18 protein-coding genes are annotated in these 9509 nt (G+C 46.6%); 16 read left to right on the forward strand and 2 right to left on the reverse strand.

Going from position 1 to position 9509, the window contains the following annotated elements:
- The 7 genes from HMPREF3192_RS06970 to HMPREF3192_RS06680 all read left to right on the forward strand — a co-directional run.
- The coding region (locus HMPREF3192_RS06970) for a pentapeptide repeat-containing protein (protein WP_197414587.1) at window positions 1-329 on the forward strand (329 nt) is incomplete at its 5' end.
- Window positions 323-583, forward strand: a complete 261-nt coding sequence (locus HMPREF3192_RS06455) for a hypothetical protein (RefSeq protein ID WP_066306689.1) — start codon at window positions 323-325, stop codon at window positions 581-583. The genes HMPREF3192_RS06970 and HMPREF3192_RS06455, both read left to right, overlap by 7 nt.
- Window positions 583-873 carry a hypothetical protein gene (locus tag HMPREF3192_RS06460; protein ID WP_066306692.1) on the forward strand — a complete coding sequence of 97 codons (291 nt, stop codon included), beginning with the start codon at window positions 583-585 and terminating at the stop codon, window positions 871-873. Before HMPREF3192_RS06455 ends, HMPREF3192_RS06460 begins: the two co-directional genes overlap by 1 nt.
- Window positions 873-1052 (forward strand): hypothetical protein, encoded by a 180-nt coding sequence (locus tag HMPREF3192_RS06465; RefSeq protein ID WP_066306694.1) that lies wholly within the window; start codon window positions 873-875, stop codon window positions 1050-1052. The genes HMPREF3192_RS06460 and HMPREF3192_RS06465 overlap by 1 nt, the downstream gene beginning before the upstream one ends.
- A 294-nt stretch (window positions 1053-1346) precedes the next feature.
- Window positions 1347-1556, forward strand: a complete 210-nt coding sequence (locus HMPREF3192_RS06470; RefSeq protein WP_066306697.1) for a helix-turn-helix domain-containing protein — start codon at window positions 1347-1349, stop codon at window positions 1554-1556.
- Complete coding sequence (locus HMPREF3192_RS06475; protein WP_066306699.1) at window positions 1549-1845, forward strand: hypothetical protein; 297 nt, start codon at window positions 1549-1551, stop codon at window positions 1843-1845. The genes HMPREF3192_RS06470 and HMPREF3192_RS06475 overlap by 8 nt, the downstream gene beginning before the upstream one ends.
- Window positions 1846-2022: 177 nt before the next feature.
- Window positions 2023-2196 (forward strand): helix-turn-helix domain-containing protein, encoded by a 174-nt coding sequence (locus HMPREF3192_RS06680; RefSeq protein WP_082715708.1) that lies wholly within the window; start codon window positions 2023-2025, stop codon window positions 2194-2196.
- Between the two features lie 936 nt (window positions 2197-3132).
- On the opposite strand, the gene HMPREF3192_RS06485 is transcribed toward HMPREF3192_RS06680, so the two are convergent.
- Window positions 3133-3699, reverse strand: a complete 567-nt coding sequence (locus tag HMPREF3192_RS06485) for a hypothetical protein (protein WP_066306704.1) — start codon at window positions 3697-3699, stop codon at window positions 3133-3135.
- A 108-nt stretch (window positions 3700-3807) separates the two neighbouring features.
- Entirely contained in the window at window positions 3808-4362 is a 555-nt protein-coding gene (locus tag HMPREF3192_RS06490; RefSeq protein ID WP_066306706.1) for a hypothetical protein, read from the reverse strand.
- A gap of 64 nt (window positions 4363-4426) precedes the next feature.
- Here HMPREF3192_RS06490 and HMPREF3192_RS07160 point away from each other — a divergent pair, with 64 nt between their 5' ends.
- The 9 genes from HMPREF3192_RS07160 to HMPREF3192_RS06540 all read left to right on the forward strand — a co-directional run.
- Window positions 4427-4828 (forward strand): RusA family crossover junction endodeoxyribonuclease, encoded by a 402-nt coding sequence (locus HMPREF3192_RS07160; protein WP_066306713.1) that lies wholly within the window; start codon window positions 4427-4429, stop codon window positions 4826-4828.
- A gap of 8 nt (window positions 4829-4836) precedes the next feature.
- Window positions 4837-5805: a DUF1351 domain-containing protein gene (locus HMPREF3192_RS06500; RefSeq protein WP_066306715.1), complete on the forward strand. Its 969-nt coding sequence runs from the start codon at window positions 4837-4839 to the stop codon at window positions 5803-5805.
- Window positions 5805-6719 (forward strand): hypothetical protein, encoded by a 915-nt coding sequence (locus tag HMPREF3192_RS06505; protein ID WP_066306718.1) that lies wholly within the window; start codon window positions 5805-5807, stop codon window positions 6717-6719. Before HMPREF3192_RS06500 ends, HMPREF3192_RS06505 begins: the two co-directional genes overlap by 1 nt.
- 9 nt (window positions 6720-6728) lie before the next feature.
- On the forward strand, window positions 6729-7139 hold the full coding sequence (locus HMPREF3192_RS06510; protein WP_066306721.1) for a single-stranded DNA-binding protein: 411 nt from the start codon (window positions 6729-6731) through the stop codon (window positions 7137-7139).
- 9 nt (window positions 7140-7148) lie between these two features.
- Window positions 7149-7550 (forward strand): Lin1244/Lin1753 domain-containing protein, encoded by a 402-nt coding sequence (locus HMPREF3192_RS06515; RefSeq protein ID WP_066306723.1) that lies wholly within the window; start codon window positions 7149-7151, stop codon window positions 7548-7550.
- Between the two features lie 208 nt (window positions 7551-7758).
- Window positions 7759-8088, forward strand: coding sequence for a hypothetical protein (locus HMPREF3192_RS06520; protein ID WP_066306725.1), 330 nt, complete (start codon window positions 7759-7761; stop codon window positions 8086-8088).
- 16 nt (window positions 8089-8104) lie between these two features.
- Entirely contained in the window at window positions 8105-8326 is a 222-nt protein-coding gene (locus HMPREF3192_RS06525) for a DUF3310 domain-containing protein (protein WP_066306730.1), read from the forward strand.
- A gap of 108 nt (window positions 8327-8434) precedes the next feature.
- Window positions 8435-8797: a hypothetical protein gene (locus tag HMPREF3192_RS06530; protein ID WP_156422903.1), complete on the forward strand. Its 363-nt coding sequence runs from the start codon at window positions 8435-8437 to the stop codon at window positions 8795-8797.
- A gap of 333 nt (window positions 8798-9130) precedes the next feature.
- The coding region (locus HMPREF3192_RS06540; RefSeq protein ID WP_156422904.1) for a hypothetical protein at window positions 9131-9509 on the forward strand (379 nt) is incomplete at its 3' end.

The raw sequence follows: 9509 nt of genomic DNA on the forward strand, positions 1-9509 counted from the left end.
CAGGCGACTTCAACACAGGCGACTTCAACACAGGCAACTACAACGTAGGCGACTTCAACACAGGCGGCTTCAACACAGGTTTTTTGTGTACAGGCAAGCAGACGGTTGAAATCTTTAACAAGCCCTCAAACCTTACATACCACGAGCTATATAGCTCAAAAGCTTATGGAGTAGTCCGTAGCATATTTGATCACGATGAGAATGATCGCCAAGGCTACTGGGACAGCTTGAAGAAAGACGACCAAAAACAGGTTAAGCGCTTACCCAACTTTGACGCACAAATTTTCAAGCAAATTACAGGCGTAAGCGTAGGTGAGGACGAATGCTAACCGAAGCCGAAAAGACCCGCGAGACAGCTAAGTCAATTGAGGCATTTTTAGACCAAGCCACCGCGCTAAATTACTGCCTTAATTCATGCATGAAATTGTTTGCATCCCATGATGAGCCGATAGGCGTCAGTGATTTTCACCAAGCAGTGCTGCGCGCACTCAGGGCAATGCTTGACAGCCAACAAGACCAGCTCGAAAACGCTCAAGCATACATCAAAGTACTGGCGGGAGAAGTTGAAGGAGAAGATGAGTAATGAGCAAGGAAAAAGTAACAGCAAAAGAAAACACGTCCAAAAAATACGAATGGTTCAAAAATGAAGATGACTTACTTGATGCGGTAAAAAACGGTGCAATAGACGAAAAACGTAAAGCGATTTTTATTGCCTATCAACTATGCGCAGACGCAACAAATCTACTTTATAAAGGGCATGAAAAAAATAATGCACTGTGCCGCCTACAGGAAGCGCATATGTGGGCGCAAAAAAGCCTCCGAGATTCACCAGAAGCACGTCTGATGGACGCTATCTTTGGCAAGGAGGAGTAATGATAGAAACCAATAAGGAGCTCATCTGCAAGATAGAGCTACATTCGGCAAACCTCGAGATTCTCACCGAACGCATAGCATCGACGCTCAAAGAGCTTCACGCTCTCGAGCGTGCTATCAGCGAGCTAAAAGAGGGCTTTGGCGAGGTTACATTTTCGACCAGTCAAACGAAACAGTAGCTGTATTCCCGCATGCAGGGCACACATTCTCACCGCTTACCATGCGAAAAGCATTTTTACAGAAAGGACAATCAACGTTAAGACCGTTGCTTATTAAAGATTTTTTAGCCGCGGCCTTGATGTCTTTTTCGAGGTCGCGTGCGAATCTTCTCATATCGCTTTTGTTAAGCAAATCATAGTTACGGCCCATAATAACTCCAATCGTGAAACACATGTTCGATAAAACAAAACAATAACAGTATATGGTATGCATAAAACAAATGCAACACAATATCTTGAGTAAAGGAGGCTCAAATGAAATCAAACCTCAACGTGCGCCTTGCCATGGCACACATGACTAAAAGAGAACTAGAAAGGCGCACGGGGTTCGGCAAGGTGAAGGTTTGGCGGATGTCAAAAGACGACGGCATCAAAAGGGCAAACCTAGAGACGCTCGAGCAAGTAGCACAGGTTCTAGGCTGCAAAATTGGCGACCTATACAAGGAGGAAGGCGACAATGTATAACCCCGAGACCGAGGGCCAAGTCGTACGCGAGGCGCATCGTGTTGAAGCGCGAAAGATTGTGCAGGCCACAGCGTCATACATGGACGAGATGAGGTCTTTAAGCTCGTATATTAAGGCAACTTTGGCGCAAATCGCATTTACAAGCGAAAAGCCGCTTAAAGAGTGGCAAAGAGTAGCGATAAACAGCGTCCGAGACATGGTTATCAGCCAAGAAGGATCGCTTAAAGGAGCCACAGAAAAGCTTACAAAAGCACAGCAGCTGCTCAAGGACAAGGGAGACAAAGAATGAATACACCCGCAAAGGCGGTAGTTGAGCTCGAGCCGTTCGAGATTAAAAACATCATCTACGCAATCGACTACGAGCGCAGAAATACTCAATGCAAAGACGATATCTTCAGACGTCAAACGCTAGCCACAAAAAGAAAGCTTGGTAAAGCGTACAAGTCAATCGAAGAAAGGAGATGCTATGCCTGACATTATCACCGCCGAGCAAGCAGCCGAATACTTGCAGGTAAATGTACTTTACATATACCGCCTTTGCAAAAACAAGCGCATCAAGGCCATAAAAATCGGGCGCGGGTGGCGCATCAATTCACATTCACTAAAACAATTCGCAGGAGTTGAGGAAGATGACGCGTAAGGAGGAGATCTGGAAGCAACTCAAAGAATATGCATTTTGGTACGGCCTCCCAATTTTATTAGGCCTTATGATAGGTGCAGCGCCGTATATTGGTGATGTGCTTTTAAGACTGGTTAAACATTAAGCATCGCGACAAGCCAGTCAATAATGCGCGGCAAAGACGCTAAAAACCAGCCAATAAAAACGCAAATCAGGTTATTTCTAAATGTCCGCCGCTTTTCTTTTTCTTCACGTTGGCGCAACGCTTTTATTCTTGCGACAGCCCAAGACGTATGACCACCTTAGAAAGGAGAGAACATGTGTTATACACCATTACCACTTAGACAGCGCACATTTGAAAGCGCATACAAGAGCGGGCGCTGCTACCGTCCAAAGTACACGCACCCGCTCGAAAAGAAAAGCGCTACACCTATCAAGGATGCAGCTCTTTTCATTGTACAAGGTTTTTTGTTCTATGCGCTACTTTGGGGACTTTGTTTTTTGGCGGTATTATGACACGCCTCACAAGCTCAAGGCAAAAACGCCGTTTGATGCGCTGCAAGAGTTTGGAGCTTATTAAAAACATCGTCGTCATAAAAATCGGGCGTTTCCGCTCGCTCGATTAACGCTCATTTTCACCTCAAGGAGACGCATATGACACCAGAACAGGGAATTATTCTTTACATTCAACTTCAAATTATATCAGGCGCATTTATTTTCGGCGTTCTGGTCGGTTACGCACTTTTGAACAATCGCAACAAAAAATAGGAGCACACAATGAACAGTAAAAAACGTGTTTTCTTTTGCATCTGGGTACTGCTAGCTTGTACTTGCGCCGTTATTGGGGTTGTGGGCGTTTTAAGTGTTAACGGCTGGTACCCACCAGAATGGATAAATGCGACCAAGCTGATAAGAGACTTGTCGCTTTTCGTGGTTGTGGGTAACGCATTGCTTATGCTAGTGATGATCGCTAACAGATAGTGCATCGCTTATCTTAGCGAGCTGTTTGGCAATTTTCTCATGATTTTTGGACATGGTGCTTAATAGCGAATCGACGTATAAAGCGTTCAATGACGCGAATTCAATGCGCTGCACAAATTTTCGTCTTCTCATGAATCTAAAGATGTTGCGCTCGGTGTACGAAACGTTGACATAAAAGCTTGTGCTTGAAAGTTCGCGGATTGTTTTAATCGGCACAAGCCCCACTGTAACCATCGCCGTACGTTTCGCCCCCGGTGCAAGCAACGCCACGCCGTGAGGGTTGAATATGCCTCGGTCTTTGTTTTGTTTGCACGCATCAACCACGAACATCCTATCGATGTTTTCAATGCTGCATTTTACATCGTAAGCAGCAGACCCTCCGTGATTTTCAACGATAACCGAAACAGTCGAGTTATCAAGGTCATGTTCTGTATAAACCAGAATATCCGCGCGGGCTTGCTGATAAAAGACGTACAGAGTAACGAAGATCGACGCAACAGCTGCAAAGCAAGTGACGTAAGCCACGACATTTTGAATATCCATGCACACCTCATATACAAAAAGGAAAACCCTATGAACAATACTATACAATTTTTCGCCAACCCCGAATTTGGCGAGATTCGCACAATCAAACAAGCAGATGAGATTTATTTAAAGCATCGAGTTTATGGAGGGGTCGTCCATGTCGGTGTATGAATCTAAGATGCTTGCCCAGATCTTGTAATTCTCAAACAGGAGGCGTTTTTGATCCTCAAATACACGTGCTCCAAGAAGCGTCTTTTGATAGACCTTGTACCCACGCTTTACTTTTTCTGAGCGCTCAATCAAGCCGAGATTAAACAGCGCATCTAGATCAGACGCGAAGTCACAATCATCGTGCAAATACGCACAGTCCTTTGACGCAATCAAGTAAAAACAAAAGCATGTTTTAGGACGCGCCGCTTTGATGAACTGGGCAGCCTTGTTAAAAGGTGCTCGTTCTTCGCGCTTACGCAGAAAAGCGAGCACGGAATAAACCAGAAGCCCGCTTGCCGCAGCACTCAAACCGCAAAGTGCCAACAAGTGTTCAAGCGCGCAGTCTTGCACGCCTTTAATAAAAGTGATGTACCAAGCGCTGACGGCAGAAAGTACGCCACTTGAAGTAAGCGAAGCAATGGCAGCCAAATAATCCCTACATACATTAAAAAGCTTGCGTTTTCTAAACATGCATACACCCCTAAGGAGACCAAATGAAGAAGCGAAGTCTTCTCATTATAAAGGAGCTTGAGCCATGCAAGTAATATTTAGCGTCCCGTTCGTTCAAGGACAAGCCCGCCCGCGTTTTGGTCAAGGAAGAGCCTACGACCCCGCAACAAATGTACGTGCCAAGCGTGCGATCAGAGCGGCGTTCAACGAAACAGCAGCCGCACAGCACTTCAAACCCGCGCCAGCACACACGCCCGTTTGCGTTGACATCACAACAACACGTCCCTTGCCAGCATCGCGCCCGAGGAAGATAGCAAGCGAGTCAGACACATTCAAGCCAGACATTGACAATGTTGCGAAGCTCGTGCTAGACGCGCTTACAGCACATGCTTACGCAGATGATGCGCAAGTTGTAAAGCTCAACGTTACAAAAGTACCGCGCACCCGAGATATGCCAGAAGCAACAACAATTGTCGTTTATTACTAGGAGAAGCCATGGATACAATCGAAGCTACAGCCACCGTCATTGAAACCGAACTTTTGAAGCAATCCGAAATGGATAAATGGTTAGATGACAAAATGAATAAAGTGCAAAAAATATGCAGCCAATACGCACCGCACGCAATCACAAAGCAAAGCGAGTACAAGCAGGCAAAACGCGAGCGCACATCAGCACGCAAAGCAATCGCAGAAATTGAAGACGCACGCAAGGAGAAAACAGCTGCAATCAAGCAAGCAGTGAAAGACTTTGAAGCCCGCGTGAAAGACGTGCTCGAGCCTTTGACCAGCATTGACGCAGGATATAAAGCAGAAATCGATGCGTGGGAACGCGAAAGCTATCAAAGAAAACTCGCGTATGTACAGCAGCAATACGAAGAGCTCGCGCCCGCGCTTGTCGAGCTTGTTCCATTTTCAAGGCTTCGTGATACCTACTCCGCCGCCGAGAAGTGGGAAAACATCACCACGCAAGAACAAACAATCGTAGAAAGCATTGAGGCGCACGTCAGCCAGATTGCCTCAGACGAAAAGGCAATCGATGCAATGCAGCTCGACGCCCACGACACAAAAGCGCTTAAAGCCGACTACTTTAGCTGCTTAAGCTTAGGTGATGCAATGCGAAGGCACACTGAGCGAAAAGAGCAGCAAAAGCGCGTGGCAGCACTTGAAGCGCAAAGAAAAGCTATTGATACCACACCAACCATGACGCCCGAAGAATACGAGCGCCAAACAGGACAGTCCGCACCCATTGAGCCAACAATCCTCAACAAGCCAGAAGAAGACGATGAAGAGCCGCCCGCCGTGGCGCAAGTCGTAAAAAACCCGCCCGTCCCGCAGTACGTCTTTTGCGGATATTGCAACGCAGAACAGGCAATCGCACTTCAAGACGCGCGCAAAGCAATCGGCATCAGCCGCTTCAAACTCCAGCAATCCAACGGTAAAAACTACGTTTTAAGGAGCATGTAATGACACAATCTTTAGCCCTTGCGCCGATGAGCTTTTCAGACCAGATGAAAGCGTCCGAGGTGCTCGCAAAAGCCGACATCGTTCCACGAGATTACAAAGACAAACCCGCAAATATCCTGGTCGCTGCACAGTTCGGAGCATCGATGGGCCTATCGCCTGCAGAAAGTTTGTATCGCATAAACGTCATTCAAGGAAAACCGACCATGTCAGCCGAGCTTGTTGCGGCACAGGTCAGAGCTGCAGGGCACAAGTTGCGCATTGAAAAAGATGAACAAGCGCTATCAGTTACCTGCACCATTGTGAGAGCAGATGATCCCGACTACCCGATATCAGTCACTCGAGATGCTCAATGGGCGCGTCAAATGGGTTTAACCAGTCGCGAAAATTACAAAAAGCAGCCGTTGACGATGCTTACGTGGCGTGCGATTACGGCATGCGCTCGTGAAGCGTGTTCTGAAGCGTTGTACGGCGTTGCATATACGCCCGATGAAATGTACGACATACCCACTCATACGCAACAGCAAGCCCCAATTCAGGCGCAAAACGTCACCGTCGAGCAAACACCCAAAAAGAAAAAAGCAGCGTCTAAAAAAGCGTCTAAACCCGTCACAGCAACCGCAGAAAGCACAGCCGACCCAATGCAGCCCGTACGCAACCTATTTAAGGCATACGTCGCGGCTCGTGGGCGTACGCAAGAAGAAGTACAACAAGAGCTTGCTGGCGCCCTTGGTATCAAAAGCATGCACGAGCACCCCGACGAGCTGATGGCGCTTAAGGTTGCTTCACAGATGCGTGAGTACATCGAGAAGAAGCAAGCAGAAAAGGAGCAACAACAAGAACAACAACCAGAGCAGCAAGAGATTAACTACCAGATCGAAGGCGTCGAGTACGCCGATGAAGACATCGTTTTTTAAGGAGAAGCCATGAGTGTGAACCGCGCAACTATCACGGGAAACTTGACCCGCGACCCTGAATTAAAAGCATCTTCAACAGGCATGAGCATCATGCGTTTAGGCGTTGCAGTAAACGAGCGCGTGAAGAAAGCAGACCAGTGGGAAGATTACGCCAATTACATCGATTGCGTGATTTTCGGCAAGCGTGCAGACGGAATCGCGCCTTACCTGCACAAAGGTACCAAGGTTGCAATTGATGGACGCTTGCGGTGGTCAAGCTGGGAAAAAGACGGATCCAAGCATTCAAAGATTGAGATTATCGTCGACAACATCGACCTGATGGGCGGCACAAATAAGCAGCAGACAACGGGCACGTTTAAGGCGTCAACACCGCAGCGTTTGCAGCAAGCAACATACGACGATGACGACATTCCATTTTAAGGAGAGACGGTGGCAACAAGGATAGGCGGAGCGTTCTTTCCCGTTGATGCTACATTTTACGACACGAGAGCCACGCGAGCTATTCAGCGGCGTTTCGGTGACAGGGGGTTTAGGCTGTACATAAAGCTTTTATGCATGATGCTACGAGAGCCGACAGCCAAACTCCCTGTGCAGCTTGAAGAGGATTGGCAAGACCTTGCCAGCATTCTTGAGATGGACATTAATGAAACAAAAGAGTTCATCGAGATACTGAAGCATACAAGGAGCTTAAACGTAGAAGAGGGGCAATTGTATTCGCCGCTCGTACTGCAAGGACTTCAAGATTACACTGAAGCAAAAGAAAGGTACTCAGCGGCAGGGAGAGCGTCAGCAGAAGCGCGCAGAAAGAAAGCCAAGAAAAGCACCGAGTAAGGCGAGTTTGAACGACGTTCGGAACGATGTTGTTAACGACGTTCGGAACGATGTTCACAGCGTCGTTTGAACAACCAATTAATTAACTAATCAATTAATTAATAAATTTAAGTTTCAATTGAGAACGACTATTCGCACGCTCGTTTTTATCGTTCACAAAACCTTGTCGAAAACTTGTCGAAAACTCAAAATCACAAAAGGAGGAAAAATGTTCCCAAAACCCTACGCAATGACACTCAAACTCACGCCCGAGCAATTCCGATTCTTGAAGACCAAATCAAACCGCACCGACTACGTAAGACGCTTGATTGACCAAGCACGAGAAAAGGCCGACACGCCGTCTGTGTTTGGTCGTGGATTTGAGCTGATAAAAAGGAAGCTTATCAGGATGGAGATTGAAGCAGAAGTTCTGCAACAGACCAAAGACGCAAGCGAGCAAAAAGAGATACTGAGCGCGTTGCAAAAAGACATGCTGAGCGCGTTGCAAAGAGACATCTCGGTTGCAAAGCAAGCAATCGAAGCGCTGCAGGAGCTGTAAAGGATCAGGAGTAACCATGGACGAAATAAACCATCCAGAGCATTATACGCGCGGCAACATTGAATGCTGGGACGCTATGCAAGCATGCATGACAAAACAGCAGTTCATGGGATATTTACGCGGCAATGCAATCAAGTACTTGTGGCGATGCGAAGCCAAACAGAACTATGCACAAGACATCGAGAAGGCGCAAGCATACGTGAACAAGTTGATTGAAGCTTACAAACAAGACATGTGAGCGATTCTAAGCCGTTTTAAGGCGTTGGTGTTGCGTAAATGATTAATGTATCGTTTTGAGCCATACCACGCCCTCAGATTTGATTACACAAAGCGAGAGAGGGATATTATGGACAACGTAAGAGATGAAGTTGGCAAACTGATTGATGTTATCGTTCGCGCGATGTTTGAAGGCGAAAGCATGAAATGTCTTAAAAAGGCAATTCAAGAGGTGAAAGAAAACGGCTTTTTCGAGCTCGACAGCATTCGTGTTATCTCGAGCCTAGACGGTGAATATTATGGAGCGATTATACATATTCTTGCGGGTGGCTATCCGTTCGATGATGTCACAATAAAAACGATAGAAAAGTCGGTAGTATGGGATATACGTGGAAAGAACGGCGATTGTGTACTAATGTTTGACGAGCGCGCAATTATTGACACGTGGGTCGAAAATCAAAGAAGGATAAAAACAGCATTAACATGTATATAATGTGAACGTAAATTGACCACTATTGGAGGAAAGAACATGACATCAGAGGCACAAAAAAAGCACGCGCTAATTACAAAAAGCGCAGCACAAAGCAAACAGTGGTGACGTTTTATCCTGCTGACATGGATCTGTACGAGTGGTTATGCGCACAGCCTAAGAGAGCCGCTTACATCCGTGAGCTGATCCGTAAAGACAAAGAGCAGCGCAATGGCATGATCGGTTAACACAAAAGCACAAGCACCACAGGTAAAGCAGCATGTGAAAGCGTGCTGCTTTACTTTTTTATGTATAATAGAACACGTGTTCTTGCTTGTTCTGTTGCGGGAGGATATCTTGGCAAAAGTATCTATTGGTACCGATATGGTTTGTAGTGGGGCATACACAAGTGCTAAAGATCTTTTCATCGCAGCAGGACAAGCGGCACAAGAAGCCGCCCACATTGAGCTTGCGCTGGAGCAAGCAAAAACTCGCGAACTACCGCATGCACAATCTTACGAGCAACGCATAAAGACAGGTCATATCACAGACGCACTGTTGCCAACGGACATGCGCATGCAGCTTGAAGAAAAGAAGCTCGAGCTATTGAAGCAAGATAAAGCGCTTGTTGAGTATGCGTACTCGATTTTATACGGCACTCAAGGCACGCACGGTTTGAGCGAGCTTATAGACATTCAGACGTGCGAAATAGTCGAGCACAAATTCATACACAACA

Origin of the sequence: Atopobium deltae, from assembly GCF_001552785.1 — a bacterium.
Classification (GTDB): Bacteria; Actinomycetota; Coriobacteriia; order Coriobacteriales; family Atopobiaceae; genus Atopobium; species Atopobium deltae.

Excerpts from the sequence above, each read along its gene's own strand:
- HMPREF3192_RS06475 (WP_066306699.1), top strand. The coding sequence starts at position 1,549 with ATGTATAACCCCGAGACCGAGGGCCAAGTCGTACGCGAGGCGCATCGT.
- HMPREF3192_RS06460 (WP_066306692.1), top strand. The coding sequence starts at position 583 with ATGAGCAAGGAAAAAGTAACAGCAAAAGAAAACACGTCCAAAAAATAC.
- HMPREF3192_RS06490 (WP_066306706.1), bottom strand. The coding sequence starts at position 4,362 with ATGTTTAGAAAACGCAAGCTTTTTAATGTATGTAGGGATTATTTGGCT.
- HMPREF3192_RS06465 (WP_066306694.1), top strand. The coding sequence starts at position 873 with ATGATAGAAACCAATAAGGAGCTCATCTGCAAGATAGAGCTACATTCG.
- HMPREF3192_RS06485 (WP_066306704.1), bottom strand. The coding sequence starts at position 3,699 with ATGGATATTCAAAATGTCGTGGCTTACGTCACTTGCTTTGCAGCTGTT.
- HMPREF3192_RS06505 (WP_066306718.1), top strand. The coding sequence starts at position 5,805 with ATGACACAATCTTTAGCCCTTGCGCCGATGAGCTTTTCAGACCAGATG.
- HMPREF3192_RS06525 (WP_066306730.1), top strand. The coding sequence starts at position 8,105 with ATGGACGAAATAAACCATCCAGAGCATTATACGCGCGGCAACATTGAA.
- HMPREF3192_RS06520 (WP_066306725.1), top strand. The coding sequence starts at position 7,759 with ATGTTCCCAAAACCCTACGCAATGACACTCAAACTCACGCCCGAGCAA.
- HMPREF3192_RS06455 (WP_066306689.1), top strand. The coding sequence starts at position 323 with ATGCTAACCGAAGCCGAAAAGACCCGCGAGACAGCTAAGTCAATTGAG.
- HMPREF3192_RS06530 (WP_156422903.1), top strand. The coding sequence starts at position 8,435 with ATGGACAACGTAAGAGATGAAGTTGGCAAACTGATTGATGTTATCGTT.
- HMPREF3192_RS06680 (WP_082715708.1), top strand. The coding sequence starts at position 2,023 with ATGCCTGACATTATCACCGCCGAGCAAGCAGCCGAATACTTGCAGGTA.
- HMPREF3192_RS06510 (WP_066306721.1), top strand. The coding sequence starts at position 6,729 with ATGAGTGTGAACCGCGCAACTATCACGGGAAACTTGACCCGCGACCCT.
- HMPREF3192_RS07160 (WP_066306713.1), top strand. The coding sequence starts at position 4,427 with ATGCAAGTAATATTTAGCGTCCCGTTCGTTCAAGGACAAGCCCGCCCG.
- HMPREF3192_RS06500 (WP_066306715.1), top strand. The coding sequence starts at position 4,837 with ATGGATACAATCGAAGCTACAGCCACCGTCATTGAAACCGAACTTTTG.
- HMPREF3192_RS06470 (WP_066306697.1), top strand. The coding sequence starts at position 1,347 with ATGAAATCAAACCTCAACGTGCGCCTTGCCATGGCACACATGACTAAA.